This window comes from Lysinibacillus sp. A4, from assembly GCF_024919535.1.
GTDB classification, from domain to species: domain Bacteria; phylum Bacillota; class Bacilli; order Bacillales_A; family Planococcaceae; genus Lysinibacillus; species Lysinibacillus capsici.
Map to the genome: position 1 here is coordinate 163,183 of NZ_JANWTB010000006.1, position 18,323 is coordinate 181,505.

Here is an 18,323-nt window from a genome sequence, read left to right on the forward strand (position 1 = left end):
TTTCCCTAACCCTACATATAAGCAAAAACCCTACCAATGATTGATAGGGTTAAACTTGTGATTATTTAATTTCACAGGAGAAACATGTAATTTCTTTCACATATTGCTCATCAACTTCTATTCCTAATCCAGCTTTATCACTTAACTGCAGGATGTCTTTATAGTATGTAACATTTGCCACATCTTTTACAAACATTAATGGTCCGACCATCTCGTTTGTATGGATAATCGACTTACTGATGGCTAGGTGTGCCCCAGCCATTGTTCCGATTGCTGATTCAACCATAGAGCCAACTTGGCAAGGCATCTCTGCAGCCTCCGCAAGACTTGCAAGCGCTAAAGCTGGATAGATTCCACCTGATTTCATTAATTTTATATTTAGCATATCGGCAGCACGCATTTCTATGACATCGACTAAATCATAAATATTATGAACACCTTCGTCTACCATAATACTACAAGGTGAAAGGGCTCTGATTTCTTTTAACGCTCTTAAATCATGTGCTTTTACAGGTTGCTCGTACCAGTCTACATGACAAGCTGTAGTTTCTCTTATTACTTTTAGTGTCTCCATTCTATTCCAACCTTGATTGGCATCTACTCGCAGTTGCACCTCCTCACCTATTGCTTCTCTTACCGCACGAATACGAGCAATATCTAAATCAGCATTTGTACCAACCTTAATTTTAATATTACGGAAACCCGATTTTACAAATTCACTTGCATCTTTAGCCATTTCCTCAGGACTCTTAATGCTAATCACTCTTGGTACCTGTAATTCCTCATGTGCTTTTCCACCAATTAATTGATAAACTGGTTGACCAGTCATTTTCCCCATCAAATCGTAGAGTGCAATGTCCAATGCGGCTTTTGCTGAAGGGACTCCATCAATTTTTTCATTAAACTTTTTATGGATACGGTCTACTGCAAATGGATCTTCATCAATCAGTAATGGTGCTAGTTCATGTTTAATAACGTGATACGTGCTCTCCCAAGTTTCACCCGTCACATTTTGATCAGGCACAGCTTCACCCCAGCCAACTACACCCTCATCCGTCTCGATTCTGGTAAGAATAGTTGGCATATCATCTAAATGAACATAAGAAATAACGAAGGGTTCCTTTAATTGTAAACGTGCTGCAAACACTTCAATCTTTTTTATCACGATGTAAAACTCCTTTTCGTATAAATAGTCTGATTATTTATGTTGCAAGATAATATTTATAAATAGTTGAATCGCATCAGGGAAAACATCTTCATCTAGATCAAATCGTGGATGATGATGTGGATATTGGCTTTTTTCACCACCCATACCTACAAAAACAAATGCTCCAGGCTTATGTTGTAAATAATAAGAAAAATCTTCTCCACCCATGACTGGTTCGACTACCTTAAATGCGGTATCTCCGAATTGTTCCCGTACAATCGATTCAATAAATCGTGATTGTGTTGGATCATTGACGAGCGGAGGTGTTCCTAAAATAAAATCGATTTTTCCTTCTGCTCCAAATGCTCGGCAAATCCCTTCTGTTAAACTTACCATTTTCGATTTAATGATTTTTACAGTGTTCGGTGTCAATGCTCTGATCGTTCCAGTTAATTTTGCCGTATCAGGAATAATATTATAAGTGGTTCCCGCTTGTATATTACCAACTGTAATGACACCCGCATCGATAGGATTGACATTTCTACTTATGATACTTTGAAAAGCTTGCATTAAATGGCTAGCTATATAAATAGGATCAATTGTTTCATGTGGCATCGAACCATGACCACCATACCCTTGAATGATAATTTCAAAATCATCAATAGAAGCCATCATCGGTCCATGTGTTAAACCTATCTTCCCTTTCTCTAAACCTTGCCATAAGTGAACGCCAAAAATAGCATCTATATCTTCCAACACACCTTTTTGAATTAATAAATCAGCGCCACTTGGCGTGATTTCCTCTGCTGATTGAAATATAAGCTTGATATTCGGCTCGATTTTCTCTCTATTTAAGCTTATCCATGTTGCAACTGCTAATAAAATCGCTGTATGACCATCATGGCCACACATATGAGCAACACCTTGCCTGTCTGAAATGTACGGTTTGTCTCCCTCTTCTTTTATAGGTAAGGCATCTATATCGGCACGTAATGCAATAGTTTTTGTTCCCTTTGTCCCTTTTATAAACGCCACTACACCTGGAGGTTCATAATCTAGAATTTCTATATCTAACTCCTCTAGTCTTTTACGAATAAACTCACTTGTTTCGTATTCTTCACCAGAAAGCTCTGGGTATTGGTGCAGATGACGGCGATCCTCTATTGCCTTTTCTGCTAATTTTTTTATATTCATTATTTCCATTGTTAAACTCCTTTAGAAAGGTCCGTATTGTATGACTTGTGCAATAATGAGCGATATTACCGCAACTGTTACTTGAATAAGCATAAACGGAAAAATCCACTTTATCCATTTACCCCAAGGAATACCCGCAATTGATAATCCCGCCATTAAAAAACCTACTGTTGGGAATATAATATTCGACATACCATCGCCAAATTGATAGGCAAGTACGGCTGTTTGTCTTGTAACACCGATCATATCTGATAAAGGTGCCATAATTGGCATCGTTAAGGCAGCCTGTCCACTTCCTGATGGTACTAAAAAATTTAAAAATAACTGGAAGATAAACATCCCTACAGCATTTAGTGCAGGTGGAACTGAATCAAGCAATGCAGATGTGTAAAAGAGAATTGTATCAATTAATCCTGAGTTATTGAAAATCACTAAAATAGACTGAGCTAACCCAATGATAAGAGCGCCACCTACTAAATCACCTGCACCCTTCATAAATGAATTAGCAATATGCGAAGGTGATAATTTGCCAATAAGCCCCATTAAAATACCAAACAATAAAAATAAACCAGCTATTTCAGTAATGTACCAACCTAGTTTTACAACCCCGTACATTAATACGATAAAATTCAAAAGAAATGTAGCCATAACAAGCTTATGTCTTATTTCCATTTTCGAATTCCCCTGTACGAAATCACCCTCATCATTGCGAAAATTTCCATAAAAGCCGAGTTTAGGATTATTTTTCACTTTTCTTGCATAGCGATAAACATATATTGTTGCTACTGTGTATAAGACAATAAAAATGACAATTCGAAAAGCAATTCCTGAAAATAATGGCAAGCCCGCAATCTCTTGCGCTATTCCTACTGTAAACGGATTCATAACAGCTGCCGAAAATCCGACAGATGCACCAAGAATAACAATTGCAAAACCTGTAATTGCATCAAACCCTAGGGCAACAGCAAGCGGTGCAAGAATCCCTACATATACAATCGTTTCATCAGACATCCCCATTAATGACCCAGCACAGGCGAAAAACAACATTAATACTGGTATTATTAACATTTCGCGTTTTGCCATTTTTACAGATAGCATGGCGATAAAGGATTCTAATGCCCCTGTGGCTGATAGTATTCCAAAGGTACCTCCTACAATCAATACGAAGAAAATAATACTTGCTCCTTGCATCATGCCTGAATGTACACTGCTAAAAATATCCAAAAATCCAATGGGGTTCATATCTGTAAAACTAAATGTCCCAGGTTGAATCACTTGACGTCCATTAACTTCTTCCCGTTGAAATGAACCAGCTGGAATAAAATACGTTAAAATAGATGATATAACAATAAGGCAAAAGATTAACACATAAACATTAATTCCTTTTTGTTGCTCTATTTCTTTATTAGCTATAAATTTACTCATCCGCCATCCTCCTTAATTGAATCATTGAATAAAAACAAATTTTTATGTCCACTATCAATACGTAACATATCTCTCCAACATAAAAAGCCATCCCCTTTTTTTGAAATTTCCGTCTTATTCATTGTAATTGATAAAAAAATAAATAAAAAATTACTATTTTGAATAGTTACTATTGATAAATTTACATATAAATTCATCGGGATACATCAAAAAAATTACAAATAAAAAGAACGTTACATCCCTGCGATTTCACCAGGCAGCAACATTCTTTTCATTCTTTTCGATATACAAACCAATTAAATTGTTTTCCATGTGTCTTTAACTAAATCAATAAATGTACTTACATTACTAAATGTTTTAGCATTTTGAGGAAAAATTAAATAAGTGGGTAACTTTTTAGGGAATCGGTACAGAACTTGAAGACTCCCTTTGGTTACCTCTTTTTGAATAATAATATCACTCAACAAGGCTAGACCCACTTGTTCCATTACTGCTCTCTTAATTGCTTCCTCGCTTCCAAATTCCACTATTGTTTGTGGCTTACACTTAATTTCTTGCAGGCAACTGACAATACACTCATCCATTCCATAGGTTATAAAGGGATAATCATCAAATATTTCCTGCACAGTACGATCCTTTATAATAAGTGGATTTCCAACCAATACTAAATCCTCTTCCTCCAATAAAATCCCCTCTACACCAGCGTAACTAGGGGATCCAGCTACAAAACCTATATCTGCTTGGTTTGAACTCACAAGTTTGGCTGTTTCTTTACTATTGGCACAAAGAAGTTTTAGGTTTACCTGAGGGTACTGTTTTAAAAACGAGCCGATAATATGTGATAAATAATAGCCGCAATAAAACTCTGGTGCAGCGATTGTCAAATGACCAAATGGCTTTTCGAAATTCTTCAAATCCTGTTCCATTTCTTCAATAATCCCAAATAATTGATCTGTATGTTCCTTTACTATTTTTCCTACTTGAGAAAGGAACATCTTCTTACCCATTCGATTAATTAAGATATGCCCTAACTCTTCCTCTAACGCTTTAATCTGTTGGCTAATTGTAGGCTGGCTATAATTAAGAATTTCAGCCGCTTTTGTAAAGTTGAGGTAAGTTGAAACAACATGAAATGTTTTCAAATTACGCAAATCCATCTCTATTCACGTCCCTGCTATATAATTAAGATAAATACATTTCCTTATTAAAATTTAATTATACTTAAATCGACTATGTACGTAAGAGGTTTTTTCTTTCCAGTAAGTTATCAACCAACATAAAAACATGCTACCTATTTAGATAGCATGTTTCTTATATTTATTGAAGTGCTTTAATGCTTTGTAAGCCACCATTTTCAAGAATGGCTTTACTGATCGCCTTACCAGTTGGTGTTGCTGCTAGACCGCCTCGTGCCGTCTCTTTAAGATTAGGACTCATAGATTGTCCAATGCGATACATAGCACCAATTACTTCATCACATGGAATACGACTTGTTACACCAGCAAGTGCCATATCCGCCGCTACAAGGGAGTTAGATGCACCCATAGCATTACGTTTGACACAAGGCACTTCAACCAAGCCAGCCACTGGATCACAAACAAGACCTAGCATGTTTTTTAGTGTAATGGCAAACGCTTCTGAACATTGCTGTGGTGTACCTCCAGCCATTTCGACAATAGCAGCGGCAGCCATACCTGCAGCTGAACCAACCTCAGCCTGACAACCACCCGCAGCCCCAGAGATGGAAGCGTTATTGGCTACCACAAATCCAAATGCTCCTGACGTAAATAAATAACGAATCATTTGCTCACGAGTTGGATTTAGTTTGTTTTTTACTGCAAACAGTGTTCCTGGCACTACACCTGCTGAACCTGCTGTTGGTGTTGCACAGATTGTTCCCATTGCAGCATTTACTTCATTAGTTGCAACCGCTTTACTTACTGCATCTAATAATAAATCACCTGAAAGTGACTTTCCTTGTGCAATATAATTTTGAAGTAATACGGCATCCCCACCAGTTAAACCTGTTACTGATTGCACACCTTGTAATCCACGTTCAATTGCTTCTTCCATCACTGTTAGATTTCGATCCATTTGCCGGATGATTTCTTCACGCGTTCTACCAGTTATCAATATTTCTTGTTCAATCATAATTTCTGATATTAATTTATCTTCTTTCTCTGCTCGTTCAACAAGTTCCCGAACATTATGAAATAAAACGTCCATCACAGGACACCTCCTTAGTTATTAATTTTCGAGACCTTTGTAATATATGGAATTAAAGATATTTGCTGTAGCACCTTATCCTCAATGTTTTGATCAACTTCAATTACCATTAAAGCAGTTAAGCCACGTTCGATACGTGATACCTCCATATGCCCAATGTTGACTTCATGCATCGCCAAGCAATTGGCTACATTGGCAATACAGCCAGCACGATCATCATGAACAACAAGAATAGCTGGCATACCACCAGTTAAACGTAATTTAAAGCCATTGACTTCACTGACTTCAATTTTTCCGCCACCAATTGAAATACCGACTACTGACATTTCCCCTTCATCGTCTCCAATGACAAGTCGAGCCGTATTTGGATGCTCGGTATTAGCTGTTTCCGGAATGAATTCGTATTCTAATCCTGCTTTTTTGGCATCTTCAAATGCCGTTTTAATACGATCATCAAATGTATCGTAATTTAATAAGCCTCCTACAATCGCAACATCTGTACCATGCCCTCTATACGTTTCTGCAAACGATCCATATAAATGAATTTTTGCCCATTTAGGTTGTCTACCAAATAAATCCCTTGCAACACGCCCGATGCGAGCTGCTCCTGCCGTATGAGAGGAGGAGGGCCCAATCATGACTGGTCCAATAATATCAAATACTGAAGTAAACTTCATACAAACACCCCTCTATTCTATCCGTATAATAATATTTATTTTTATTTATATCATGCTTGATAGTTACTATAAAAGTAAAGCATTTAATTTATCAACTTTCAGAAAATTACCACTACTATAATTTATAGTAAATATTTATGCTTATTTATTGTCCGTACCATATATACACAACTACGAAAACGTTGACATTCCAATATTTCCAAATTTTATATCCTGTGGGTACGTACATTGAATGATTCATATTTAGTACGTTTTTAATAAATTTAATCCAATATTCTCTTTGTAGCATAAACAAAAGCAGTACACGTTTTGTGCACTGCTTTCTTTACGGAATAGCAAAGTAGCATGTAATTATTCTACTGAAATAATATATGGATATAACCCTTGTTTACCATCAAATAATTCAACTTCCACATCCGGATAGTTCTCTTCAATGAAAGCTACCAACTCAGAGGCAGCTTGTTCAGTTGTATCTTCACCATAAATGACTGTAACAATCTCAGCATCTTCATCGACTAAATCCTTAATTACTTTTTCAGCTGCATCCTTTAGTGCTGGTGTAGAAAGGACAATTTTCCCTTCTGCCAATGCCATAAAATCATCTTTGTGAATTTCAACACCATCAATAGATGTATCACGGACTGCATAGGTAACTTGACCTGTCTTCACATTTGTAAATGCTTCTGACATTGTTTTTTTATTTACATCAACAGCCGCCTCTGGGTTAAACGCTAAAATCGCTGCCATTCCTTGAGGAATCGTCTTTGTAGGAACTACTGCTGCATCAATTTCTAATAGTTCAACCGCTTGCTCCGCTGCCATCACTATATTTTTATTATTCGGTAAGATTAATACTTTCTCTGCACCGATTTTTTGTACAGCCTTCACGATATCTTCAGTTGAAGGATTCATTGTTTGACCGCCTTCAATGACATAGGAAGCACCGATAGAGCGCAATAATTCAGCCACACCCTCACCCATAGCAATCGTTACAATAGCATATGGATGTTTTTCTACTTTTTTAGCAGGCGTAGGGGCTTTATGTTCCTCGCCAACGATTGCTGAATGCTGCTCACGCATATTATCAACTTTAATTTTTATAAGACTACCGTATTTTTGGCCAATTGATAGAACAGAACCTGGTTGCTCGGAATGGATATGAACCTTCGCAATTTCCTCATCTGAAATAACAAGTAAAGAATCACCTAAAGGATTTAATTCATTACGGAATTGTTCTTCATTAAAAGGTTCTTTTCCTTCTTCTAAGCGTACCATTATTTCTGTACAGTAACCAAATTCAATATCAGCAGTGTTCATGAAATCTTGGGCTCTATGATGTTCTGCATTGATTAAATCATCTAGCGTCGCGTCATTTTTCTCTGGAAGAGCTTCCCCCTTCAAGGAAGCTAAAAATCCTTCATACACAAATAGTAAGCCTTGACCACCACTATCTACCACACCTACTTCTTTTAAAACAGGCAGTAGGTCAGGTGTACGATCCAGCGATGCCTTTGCCTCTGCTGTAAAAGCTTCCATTACGGCAATGATATCGTTTTCAGTTTCTGCTACTTCTACACCTTTTTTCGCAGCTTCACGTGCCACCGTTAATATCGTTCCTTCTACTGGCTTCATAACAGCTTTATATGCCGTATCAACCCCCGCCTGGAATGCTCCAGCAAAGCCCTTTGCATCAATTGTTGACTCCTTCTCAATAAACTTCCCAAAACCACGGAATAATTGAGATAGAATAACGCCTGAATTCCCACGCGCTCCCATTAACAAGCCTTTTGATAATGCCTGTGCTGTTTTACCAATATGCTCTGAGGCAGCATGCTCTGTTTCCTTTGCACCAGATGTCATCGATAAGTTCATATTTGTACCTGTATCACCATCTGGAACGGGGAAAACATTTAATGAATCTACATAATTTGCATTTTGGTATAGGTGATGCGCCCCCATTTGTACCATTTCAGCAAACTTTATACCGTCTAAAGACTGCATTCGATTTAGTTCCTCCTCTTAATTCGCTACACGAACGCCCTGTACAAAGATATTGACAGATTTTACGCTCATACCTAATGTTTTATCTACTGTATATTTCACTTTCGATTGTACTTGATAAGCCACTTCCGAAATTTTTGTCCCGTAACTAACAATAATGTACATATCTATATGTAAATCGTCGTCCTGTTGTCGAATTACAACACCTTTTGCGAAGTTTTCTTTACGTAAAATATCAGTTAGACCATCACGAATTTGATGTTTAGATGCCATGCCAACAATACCGTAGCATTCTACAGCAGCTCCACCAGCAATTTGTGCAAGTACATCTGTTGAAATATCAATTTGGCCGAATTCATTGTTTAATTCAATTGACATAGAAATGCCCCCTTGGCTCTTTTTGACTAAACTATATTGTAACACTTTCGTTATAATTTAAGCAACCTAAGGGGGTATTGAAGGGCTTCGTAGCAACGTTTTCTGACTTCAAATAGACGCATTTGCTTCTTCATCGAAAATTGCCATTTTGCAGAAATAGTTATTTCGTCCGTTTTGCTTTGCCAAATATAGCGCTTGGTCAGCTAATTCACAACATGTTTGTAAATGCTCATATTTTGCGATTTTAGCTTGACACATTCCAATACTAACAGTAACTTGTTGGGCAATAGTAGATTGTAGGTGCGGTATATTAAGTTGTCGAATTTCCTCTAAGATTTCTTCACATACAGGTTCAGCAACCTTATAAGTATGCTGGCTTATCATAACAAATTCCTCGCCACCCCAACGGGCAACAAATGCATTATACTTCCCTGCAATTTCCTCCAATAGAGATGCGACTTTGACAATTGCTGCATCTCCCTGCAAATGACCATAATAATCATTAAATTTTTTAAAGCAATCAATATCAATCATTATGACTGTTAAAGGTTGTGTTTGATAAAGTTGCTGTCCTATCTTATTCAATTTTTGGTTAAATGCACGTCGATTAGGTAGATTCGTTAAAGAATCTTTTAATGCTTGCTCTGCTAATTCATTATTTTTAATAGCCAACAATTCTGATAGTCGCTTCGTTTTGGTCATTTCCTCATTCAATAAAATATGCTGGGTATGGATTTGTTTACGAACCTTATAGGTTTGATATTGAATCATTACACCAATAGGTATTAATAAGGACATGGGTAATATAATTTTTATATTTTCACTCGATATTCCAGCACTCATATATGCACTCACAATAATGGCTGATGCAGAAAGCAAAATAATCCAGATAATTTTTCGTAAAGGTAATGCGAATACTGTACAAATAATGATTAAAATAACCTCATACAGTGCTGCATGACGGAAGAAGTAAACATCCAATATCGATATCGCAGTAATCAATAGCATTATTGTGTAGATATAAACAACAACCAACCGTTCATACTTCTGTATAGTAACAGGAGTAATATGAATTCGCTTTTGTCGGATAAACAATAATACTGCAACATCTATATAAAACATGGCGTTATGAATGGCAATATAGACGGGAACCATGGCTCTTTCCGCCTTCACAAAAAATACCTCTCCGTAATGTATTAACGAAATAATGGCTGATACATACATGAGTGTCCAAGCAACTATTCTCATCCCTTTTAAATTCGACTGAACCATTTCTTCGCGAATAGAAAAAGCTAATTTTTCTTGATTTTCCATCATGCTCTCTCCTCATGCCCGCTTTCAAATAATTATAATGTCCTATATGTATCGTCATCATAACAAAAAATACAAGTCAATCTAAATTTTTCTGATAAATAAAAAAGTTGATACCTTTATAGCATCAACTTTTTACATTGTATTCAATTAAATCTAAAAAAATTTATATGGCTAAAATAGGCTTTTAATAAGCGTGTCAATCATAACAGGCATCTCTTTAAACGCACTATCCACATGCAAACGTTCTGTTTTTTGATGGGCATCCTTACCAAATGGCCCGACATTTAAGACAGGACCTTGTAATGCTGCCATCTCTTTGAATGGAATATGGTACGTATCGCCCCATACAGGTGTGTTCCGCTCAAATGCTAGCCACTCATTGGATGCATCTGAATAGTTGACATAGCTTAAATCACAAATTCCGTTAAAGTAGTGGATCTGCTCCACCTCAATATCAAATGTTTGAGCTGTTTGCTTCATTAATTCAATCGACTGTTTCACTAACGGATGGTTGGATGAATTAATGGCTGGATAGTAAGGGGGTGCATATAACAGAACTGTGGCAGGTGCTAATTCCTGACAGCGAATCATGAGCTGATCCACAATGCGAATGGATTTCTCACGATCATCCCATGCACGATGCTGCTGAACCTGCTGCTTAATTGCTTGTACTTCCTCAGCTCCTAGCTTATGGATCGCATGCTCCAATAATGCCTCGTAGCGTAAGACCTTTACCTTGCCCACACCCTGAACATTTTCTCGTGTACAAATGTCCTGATAGTGCGTATTGCATGCAGCCATTGCCTGTAACGCAACTTCCTCAAAAATAGCCATTACCTCTGCCGCTGTCCGTTTTAACAAGAAGACATTGTAAAGTGCCGCCGCACGGTATGGTGTTTGTGTAGAATACTCCATTTTTAAATCTTTTAATTGTAGAGAGACGGGTAGTGGTGTGCTTTCTCCTAAATCTGTTTCACGGAAAAGGGGATTCCACTCCATATGCTGTGTCATATAGGAAGCGATAAAGGGAGCCGTCATCCCTTTTAATGGCTCGCCGACATGTGTCTCTTTTCCATAGAACAAAGCAGCAGGCATGATTTTACCAATTGTACCTGAATAAATATATTCATTCGTATCCGATGGCCCTTGTGAAAACGATGGCTCACTATTTAAAAATAATTTATAGGTTAAGCCATGCTGTTCCCGCAGTCTCACCAGCTCCACAACAGCCGCTCTCATACCAGCAGAGTTGACTTCCTCATCAGGGACCGTTGTTAAAATCAAATTAATCGGCCATTGCTCAAAGCTTGCCTTTTCGATCAACTGCATGTGTAAGGCAAGACCCATTTTCATATCCATTGTGCCGCGTCCAAATAAATAATTTCCAGACGCCAAATCAATGCGAGCTGCCTCTGGTAAATCTTTTAGGTATTTAGGTTCCATTAGCTTTTTCGTTAGTTCTTCTGGAGAAAAGGCTAACGGCTCTAGTTCACCATATTCCTCCGTATGCACGGTATCAAAGTGACTAATTAACACAACAGTTTCAGTTGCCATTGGATGCTTATAGAAGGCTGTCACTGCATTCCTGCCAAGTCCAGCATCATGTAATTCAATCAAGTCTGGGTGCTTTTCAAAATATGGAAGCGTTAACAATTTATCTTTTAAGCGAAAGGCAAATTTATTTTCGCCCTCCGTTAATGTTCGGCTTTCCCAGCTCACAAGCTCACATAATAGGGCACGTAGTTTTTCGGGTGTATCCCACATAAAAGTATTCATAAAATTCTCCTTTAACTCCCCTTCGTTAGAGGTACGATTAACGAACTTCTAGTGTTTCTTCATTTTTGCTATCTGTAGCAGCAGTCGCCGCTTTTTTTAATTTCAATTGATAAAAGATCATACAGGCAATAAAGAAGCCAATCCCGTATAGTAAACCAATCCTTTGCGTTGGATCAAACGCTAAAAATACTAAAATTAAAACACAAAAGATTATACAAAATACTGGAATCAACGGGAATAGTGGTGTTTTAAATTTTAGATCAGCCACATTTCCTCCCGACTTCACATAGCGATAACGGAACATTAACTGAGAAGCACATATCCCCATCCATGAAATTGTGACAGATATACCTGCTACCGACATTAGTAATACAAATACAGCATCCGCTTCCATAACACTAGTTAATAAAGATAAGAGTGAGAATACCATCGTAAAAATAAGCGCATTTAAAGGTACTTTATTTTTCGTTAATCGACCAAATAACTTGGGCGCCATCCCCTCTTGTGACATGGAAAATAATAAACGTGTTGATGCATATAAACATGAATTACCGACTGATAAAATAGCTGTCAAAATAACAAAGTTCATGATACCAGCGGCATATGGTACACCAGCTAAATTCATTAACGTGACAAATGGACTTTCCATCAGCCCAAGCTCTGATGCTGGGAATATTGCTGATAATACAATAATGGAAGCAATATAGAAAACGATGATTCTAAATAGAATTGTACGAATCGCTCTTGGAATATTTTTTTCAGGGTTCTCGGTCTCCCCTGCTGCAATCCCCACCAGCTCTGATCCCTGATAAGAAAAAATTACATTCATCATTGTGACAAAAATAATCGTAATACCTGCTGGGAATAAACCAGAAGGTGCTAAATTTGTGAGATGTGGGGTAGGTCGATCTGCTAATGGAATTAAACCAAAGATTGCCGCTCCACCAATAATGATAAATGCAATCACTGCAACAACTTTTATACTAGCAAACCAGAACTCTGCTTCAGCAAAGCCCTTCGTTGTTAAAGCATTTAAGACAAATAAAAGAACCATAAACACAGCACACCATATCCAAATTGGTACACTCGGAAACCAATGCTGCATTAAAATACCTGCAGCCGTAAATTCAACGCCCGCTGTGGCAGCAGACCCGACAAAATACATCCAACCTAATGAAAAACCAGCTGAAGGACTAATGAAACGTGTTGCATATGTTTGGAAAGAGCCTGTAACAGGCATGTAAACAGCCAATTCCCCAAGGCAATTCATGACCATAAACAAAATTAAGCCACCAAATAAGTAACCAATCAGTGCACCTCCGGGTCCTGCCTGGTTAATGGTATAGCCTACATTTAAAAATAAACCTGTTCCAATTACCCCCCCAAGTGAAAGCATTAACAAGTGACGACTTTTCATCGAACGTTTTAATTGATTATTGTGAAGCTGATCCCCTTTATTCAACATCCATCCCTACTTCCCATATAATGTAAAAATATTAAATATTCTGATTTTTCTAGAATGAAAGTACCCAATCAATTTTCTCTTTTAAATTGATTGGGTATTGTTAGATTTACTTAAAAACGTAATGATAAACAGCTTAAACCACCATCATGTTTTCTAAATTCAGACATATCAAGTTCAATTATTTGATAGCCAAGGTCCAGTAATTTACGATTTGTTTCTGGATAGCCAGCTGGGATAATAATATAATCATTTACTTGAATACAGTTAGCTGAATATTCATCCTCTTTAGGAATCACGATTTTTTCGTAAGATTCAAATGCAGGATGATCGACAAATTCACCAGCTAACACCATACGATTTTCCCCAACATAGGCAATTCCAGTTTTTAAGTGGAAGAATTCTTTTAATGGAATAATAGTTGCTTCATAGCCTTCTTGTTCAACAATCTCTTTAAATTGCTGAGCGCCTTCTTCATTTGTGCGATCTGAGATCCCTACGTAAAACTTTTTCTCTGCTTGTAGTACATCTCCGCCATCAAGTGTTCCTGAACCTTTAATATAGTAAATTTTTTCATAGAATTGCTTTACAGCTGGTTCGATTTCTTCAATTTCGCGGTTACGAGCTGCTGCTCCAGGATTCGATATAATAGCAAATTCAGGCGTTAATACAGCTGTATCCTCTACAAATGTTGAATCTGGAAATGCTTCATTTGCTGGTAATTGTGTAACTTCTACACCGCATTTTTTTAAAGCCTCTACATAATGTTCATGTTGTTCAAATAATTTTTCTAAAATCGGCTTTCCTAAATCACTAGTTGTTAAACCGTTTACAAAACTATTTCCTGGATTTTTAACAATAACATTTTTAAACATATTCATCTTCTCCTTTATCCTCTTACTACTGGGCAAGTTAGGCAAGTCGGCCCACCTGTTCCTTTAACAGTAATTTCATCGCCTTTATATTCGTACACAGTGGCTCCAGCATCAAGTAGCTGTTGCTTTGTTGCTTTGTTGCCTTGAGGAATCACACATACCCTCGGTGCAAGCGCTAACACATTACACCCTAACGAATCGTATTCATCTTTAGGTACTTCTACTAGCTGGATGCCCCGCTCAATTAGCAGTTGTCTGAAAAATACTGGCATTAAACGCGAATGCACAACAGCTAAATCTCGGTCTACCATACTTATGAAAGACATTAAATGTAAACATTCAGCTTCACCAAGATCATGTGGTAGTTGTACAACTATAAATTCATCTACCATATCGGCTGTCATTTCCTTTAACTGACGAATGGCTTCATCGTTTGTTCGATAACCTCTACCCACAACGAGCGTTCGATTATCTAGCCAAACAATATCTCCACCGTCTGAAACTGCCTCTCCAGTAAGTTCACCAATTATTGGTATACCTTTTTGCCGTAAAAAGTCCTTGTATACTGCTGCTTCTGGTTGTCTTAATTTTTTGCCTGATTTCAGTATAATGGCACCATTTGGTGTGAATTTAACTGGATCATGTGCATAAAGAGAATCTAATCCTACTTCATCTGCTTTAGGCAAATATTCAATAGTCTCAACATACCTTTCAAGAATCCCAATAAATTCAACGTATTCGCTTAGAGCTTCTTCATAATTAGGCTCAGATAAGTAGTTAAATGTTTTCCATTCCTTACTAAGATGTGTTTGGCTTTGGAAAGCATCTTTTGGATCTTTTACAATAACGTGTTTCAAAGGCGCATACATTGATGAACAATAATGCATTCCTTTCACCTCTTTTCCGTGTAGTGGAAAACGTTTCCGTTAAGAGGAAAGTTTATATGAAGAATATATTCGTTTTATGCTATACTGTCAATATATTTAGAAAACTTTTAATTTTTCTTTTAATCTAGCTTGCATTCACCCTTGGAAAAAGAGCCGTAAAACATTTATTAAATAAGCCTAAAAGGATTCTTTTGTCGCTTTCGTGTATTAAAATAAAGCCTTTGTTTAGACTTCTGATTTTTCTGGGAATATTGAAACTAGACGTAGATGGAGAATAAAAATAAAATAGGATGAAGGGAGGTGGGACAAATGCAATTATTAGAGCGAGCGATGACAATTGCCAAGGTTTTAGCTGCTGATGCAAATGACAGTAGCTTGTCCATTTCAGAGCTTTCTACAAAATGCGATTTACCGCTAAGTACTTTACATAGAATTTTAAAAGCCATGATTAAACAAGGGATGATTGAGCAAGATGAACAGACTAAATATTATCGGCTTGGAACCATATGGATGGAACTTGGCTTACAGGTGTATGATACGATGGATTATATTAGCAAAATCAGACCTGAGTTAGAACGATTAGCCAGAGAGGTTGAAGAAAGCGTTTATTTAAGTAAACCAGCTGGATTAGATACGATTATTATAGAACGAATAGACAGTGCAGCAAATCCGATTCGTATTTATGATCAGTTGGGTATTCGCATACCTATGCATATCGGAGCGGCCAATAAAGCCATACTTGCCTCAATGTCCGTGATTCAATCCAAAGAAATACTAGAGCAACTAGTAACTAAAGATGAAATGGCCGAATTAGAGGAACAGCTTCATCAAATTCGACAACAAGGCTATGCAATAAGTCACGGAGAACGAACTGCAGGTACTTCCTCTATTGCTGTCTCTGTTTTAGATGGTTTTGGTGAAGTGATAGGAGCAGTCAGTATTAGTTTTGTAAACTTTAATGTCTCTCAAGATCATATTAATACATTAATTGAGCGATTAGTTGATACTGGTAGACGTGTATCACTGAAACTTGGTTATCGAGGAAAAGGTTAGGAGAACTATTCCCCATTAAACTTCTCTACTTTTCATAAACGTTTTATGTCTGTAAAGGTTTTTTTCTTGAAAGGTTATGTGAAAACTGTTGCACTGAACGCCATCGTATGTTAAATTATTATGGTATGTGAAATACCGAACTGAAATAATAATCTTTCAGCATCAACAGTAAGGAGGGAATACAACATGCCAAAACAATGTGTAATCACTGGACGTAAAGCTCGTACTGGTAACAACCGTTCCCACGCTATGAACGCTAACAAACGTACTTGGGGTGCTAACCTTCAAAAAGTTCGTATCTTAGTTGACGGTAAACCAAAACGTGTATGGGTTTCTGCTCGTGCATTAAAATCAGGTAAAATCGAGCGCGTTTAATCGCTGCTTCTAAAAAATCGATTTCGCATTGAGCGCAATCGATTTTTTTCTTGATTAGTATTCTAGAAGAAAGTAAAAAAATCCGACTAGTGTTAGTCGGATTTTTTTACTTTCTTATCTTTTTTAAATAGGTTAATACACGTACGCGTGATACTACTCACGAATTTCGGCAATTGGAATGTATATACTTTCAGGACTCTCTCCCCCTTACGCTAATCTATGCTTCTTATCATTAAACATATGCCATGCGAGAAAGATATAGACCCTGAAGTTCCTATTATTTCATTACTTGTAAATCGAGATGTTCCTAAGGAAATTTCCTCATTCGTTGTTTCATATTTTACTTGTCGTAAAGTTACATCTTGAATAGGCTCCTCGTGAGCAAAAAAAGACAAGTATCGGTATCGATCATCCGCATAAATTGTATGTGTACCTGGTAGTAAAAATTGCAACATATTAGTATAATTGATTATCTTTAGCTCAATTTGAGGATGCTCTTTTTGTAACCGATAAATAGAACGAACAGCTGCCTCGTAATGATCTAAACGCCCACCCGTCACACCTGTCAGAACAATTTCTTGTGGTGCAAACGTATAGGCTTTAAGCAAAGCTAAATCCGTATCTGTTTCATTTTTCTCTTCTTGAAAACGTTGTTGATCATTGGTTTGTGCCATCACTTGTCGATATTCTTCATCCGTTAAAGAGTCAAAATCACCAACAATGGCATGAGGTGTAATTCCCTGCTCAATTAAATATAAAGCACCACGATCAGCCCCGATAAACACAACATCCTGTTGTTGCTGAAACGATGAAAATGAACATAGCTCATTTTTTGGACCACCTGCACAAACAACGACTGTCGTCATCCTTTAATCGCTGCCTCTCCAGCTAGTAAAATCTCTTGAAGAGCAGCTGTTCGATCTTCTTTACTATAGATAGCTGACCCAGCTACAAAAATTGTCGCTCCAGCCTGTGCACATGGCACAATTGTTTCAGCAGTAATACCACCATCAATTTCAATGGCAATATCTAAGCCACGCTCCTTAATCAATGTTGATAATGCTTCAATTTTAGGTATAACAGAATGGATAAATTTTTGTCCACCGAATCCAGGATTAACAGTCATTAATAATACCATATCAATATCTTCTAAAATGTGTTGAATTGAGTCTATCGGTGTATGTGGATTTAATACGACACCCGCTTTTACTCCAAAAGAACGGATTAATTGAATTGTTCGATGTAAATGACGGCATGCTTCTACATGTACCGTAATATAATCTGCTCCAGCTTTTGCGAACAGTTCAATATACTGGTCTGGATTTTCTATCATTAAATGCACGTCTAATGGTAACTTCGTTAATGGACGGATAGCATCCAATACAATGGAACCAAATGAGATATTCGGTACAAAGTGACCATCCATTACATCAATATGAATAAGTTGTGCACCTGCTTGCTCTACTTCCTTTACTTCTTCACCTAACTTTGCAAAATTTGCTGCTAAAATTGATGGTGCTATTTGTATCATCA

The 18,323-nt window shown here is 37.2% G+C and carries 18 protein-coding genes; 2 read left to right on the forward strand and 16 right to left on the reverse strand.

Translation table 11 applies throughout. The features are described 5' to 3' along the window. Positions 1-61: 61 nt before the first annotated feature. The 13 genes from NY607_RS13905 to NY607_RS13965 all read right to left on the reverse strand — a co-directional run bounded on the left by NY607_RS13905 (position 62) and on the right by NY607_RS13965 (position 15,362). Entirely contained in the window at positions 62-1,165 is a 1,104-nt protein-coding gene (locus tag NY607_RS13905) for a mandelate racemase/muconate lactonizing enzyme family protein (RefSeq protein ID WP_083225383.1), read from the reverse strand. Between the two features lie 33 nt (positions 1,166-1,198). Beyond that, complete coding sequence (locus NY607_RS13910; RefSeq protein ID WP_131521914.1) at positions 1,199-2,350, reverse strand: M20 metallopeptidase family protein; 1,152 nt, start codon at positions 2,348-2,350, stop codon at positions 1,199-1,201. 12 nt (positions 2,351-2,362) lie between these two features. Further along, positions 2,363-3,766 carry a YfcC family protein gene (locus tag NY607_RS13915; RefSeq protein ID WP_066037824.1) on the reverse strand — a complete coding sequence of 468 codons (1,404 nt, stop codon included), beginning with the start codon at positions 3,764-3,766 and terminating at the stop codon, positions 2,363-2,365. A gap of 296 nt (positions 3,767-4,062) precedes the next feature. Continuing rightward, positions 4,063-4,923, reverse strand: coding sequence for a LysR family transcriptional regulator (locus NY607_RS13920; RefSeq protein ID WP_131521916.1), 861 nt, complete (start codon positions 4,921-4,923; stop codon positions 4,063-4,065). A gap of 160 nt (positions 4,924-5,083) precedes the next feature. After that, entirely contained in the window at positions 5,084-5,992 is a 909-nt protein-coding gene (sdaAA, locus tag NY607_RS13925; RefSeq protein ID WP_131521917.1) for an L-serine ammonia-lyase, iron-sulfur-dependent, subunit alpha, read from the reverse strand. A 14-nt stretch (positions 5,993-6,006) separates the two neighbouring features. After that, positions 6,007-6,669: an L-serine ammonia-lyase, iron-sulfur-dependent subunit beta gene (gene sdaAB / locus NY607_RS13930; RefSeq protein WP_004269429.1), complete on the reverse strand. Its 663-nt coding sequence runs from the start codon at positions 6,667-6,669 to the stop codon at positions 6,007-6,009. 351 nt (positions 6,670-7,020) lie between these two features. Beyond that, positions 7,021-8,670, reverse strand: coding sequence for a DAK2 domain-containing protein (locus NY607_RS13935; protein WP_259419877.1), 1,650 nt, complete (start codon positions 8,668-8,670; stop codon positions 7,021-7,023). Between the two features lie 18 nt (positions 8,671-8,688). Beyond that, positions 8,689-9,048 (reverse strand): Asp23/Gls24 family envelope stress response protein, encoded by a 360-nt coding sequence (locus tag NY607_RS13940; protein WP_004269431.1) that lies wholly within the window; start codon positions 9,046-9,048, stop codon positions 8,689-8,691. Between the two features lie 108 nt (positions 9,049-9,156). Further along, a complete protein-coding gene (locus tag NY607_RS13945; protein WP_259419878.1) occupies positions 9,157-10,362 on the reverse strand; it encodes a GGDEF domain-containing protein in 1,206 nt (401 codons plus the stop codon). A gap of 171 nt (positions 10,363-10,533) precedes the next feature. Beyond that, positions 10,534-12,138 (reverse strand): M20/M25/M40 family metallo-hydrolase, encoded by a 1,605-nt coding sequence (locus NY607_RS13950; RefSeq protein ID WP_259419879.1) that lies wholly within the window; start codon positions 12,136-12,138, stop codon positions 10,534-10,536. Positions 12,139-12,175: 37 nt separating this feature from the next. Then, a complete protein-coding gene (locus NY607_RS13955; protein WP_131521586.1) occupies positions 12,176-13,603 on the reverse strand; it encodes an amino acid permease in 1,428 nt (475 codons plus the stop codon). Positions 13,604-13,713: 110 nt separating this feature from the next. Then, a complete protein-coding gene (locus NY607_RS13960; protein WP_131521587.1) occupies positions 13,714-14,475 on the reverse strand; it encodes a dimethylarginine dimethylaminohydrolase family protein in 762 nt (253 codons plus the stop codon). A 14-nt stretch (positions 14,476-14,489) separates the two neighbouring features. Beyond that, a complete protein-coding gene (locus NY607_RS13965) occupies positions 14,490-15,362 on the reverse strand; it encodes a dimethylarginine dimethylaminohydrolase family protein (RefSeq protein WP_259419880.1) in 873 nt (290 codons plus the stop codon). Between the two features lie 309 nt (positions 15,363-15,671). Here NY607_RS13965 and NY607_RS13970 point away from each other — a divergent pair, with 309 nt between their 5' ends. After that, positions 15,672-16,415, forward strand: a complete 744-nt coding sequence (locus NY607_RS13970; RefSeq protein WP_131521589.1) for an IclR family transcriptional regulator — start codon at positions 15,672-15,674, stop codon at positions 16,413-16,415. A gap of 186 nt (positions 16,416-16,601) precedes the next feature. Next, positions 16,602-16,790 carry a 50S ribosomal protein L28 gene (rpmB, locus tag NY607_RS13975; RefSeq protein ID WP_004227417.1) on the forward strand — a complete coding sequence of 63 codons (189 nt, stop codon included), beginning with the start codon at positions 16,602-16,604 and terminating at the stop codon, positions 16,788-16,790. 92 nt (positions 16,791-16,882) lie between these two features. Here the strand turns inward: rpmB and spoVM are convergent, their stop codons facing one another. The 3 genes from spoVM to rpe are packed head-to-tail and all read right to left on the reverse strand — an operon-like array spanning position 16,883 to position 18,321. Then, positions 16,883-16,984, reverse strand: coding sequence for a stage V sporulation protein SpoVM (gene spoVM / locus NY607_RS24315; RefSeq protein WP_099805045.1), 102 nt, complete (start codon positions 16,982-16,984; stop codon positions 16,883-16,885). An 18-nt stretch (positions 16,985-17,002) separates the two neighbouring features. Then, positions 17,003-17,656 (reverse strand): thiamine diphosphokinase, encoded by a 654-nt coding sequence (locus NY607_RS13980; RefSeq protein ID WP_259419881.1) that lies wholly within the window; start codon positions 17,654-17,656, stop codon positions 17,003-17,005. Continuing rightward, positions 17,653-18,321, reverse strand: a complete 669-nt coding sequence (rpe, locus tag NY607_RS13985) for a ribulose-phosphate 3-epimerase (protein WP_131521707.1) — start codon at positions 18,319-18,321, stop codon at positions 17,653-17,655. Before rpe ends, NY607_RS13980 begins: the two co-directional genes overlap by 4 nt. Positions 18,322-18,323: the final 2 nt, after the last annotated feature.

Bases quoted from the DNA above. Each gene is read 5' to 3' on its own strand.
- NY607_RS13950 (WP_259419879.1), bottom strand. From the start codon at position 12,138: ATGAATACTTTTATGTGGGATACACCCGAAAAACTACGTGCCCTATTA.
- NY607_RS13960 (WP_131521587.1), bottom strand. From the start codon at position 14,475: ATGTTTAAAAATGTTATTGTTAAAAATCCAGGAAATAGTTTTGTAAAC.
- rpe (WP_131521707.1), bottom strand. From the start codon at position 18,321: ATGATACAAATAGCACCATCAATTTTAGCAGCAAATTTTGCAAAGTTA.
- NY607_RS13980 (WP_259419881.1), bottom strand. From the start codon at position 17,656: ATGACGACAGTCGTTGTTTGTGCAGGTGGTCCAAAAAATGAGCTATGT.
- NY607_RS13935 (WP_259419877.1), bottom strand. From the start codon at position 8,670: ATGCAGTCTTTAGACGGTATAAAGTTTGCTGAAATGGTACAAATGGGG.
- rpmB (WP_004227417.1), top strand. From the start codon at position 16,602: ATGCCAAAACAATGTGTAATCACTGGACGTAAAGCTCGTACTGGTAAC.
- NY607_RS13940 (WP_004269431.1), bottom strand. From the start codon at position 9,048: ATGTCAATTGAATTAAACAATGAATTCGGCCAAATTGATATTTCAACA.
- NY607_RS13910 (WP_131521914.1), bottom strand. From the start codon at position 2,350: ATGGAAATAATGAATATAAAAAAATTAGCAGAAAAGGCAATAGAGGAT.
- sdaAB (WP_004269429.1), bottom strand. From the start codon at position 6,669: ATGAAGTTTACTTCAGTATTTGATATTATTGGACCAGTCATGATTGGG.
- NY607_RS13915 (WP_066037824.1), bottom strand. From the start codon at position 3,766: ATGAGTAAATTTATAGCTAATAAAGAAATAGAGCAACAAAAAGGAATT.
- NY607_RS13920 (WP_131521916.1), bottom strand. From the start codon at position 4,923: ATGGATTTGCGTAATTTGAAAACATTTCATGTTGTTTCAACTTACCTC.
- NY607_RS13970 (WP_131521589.1), top strand. From the start codon at position 15,672: ATGCAATTATTAGAGCGAGCGATGACAATTGCCAAGGTTTTAGCTGCT.
- NY607_RS13965 (WP_259419880.1), bottom strand. From the start codon at position 15,362: ATGCATTATTGTTCATCAATGTATGCGCCTTTGAAACACGTTATTGTA.
- sdaAA (WP_131521917.1), bottom strand. From the start codon at position 5,992: ATGGACGTTTTATTTCATAATGTTCGGGAACTTGTTGAACGAGCAGAG.
- NY607_RS13945 (WP_259419878.1), bottom strand. From the start codon at position 10,362: ATGGAAAATCAAGAAAAATTAGCTTTTTCTATTCGCGAAGAAATGGTT.
- NY607_RS13955 (WP_131521586.1), bottom strand. From the start codon at position 13,603: ATGTTGAATAAAGGGGATCAGCTTCACAATAATCAATTAAAACGTTCG.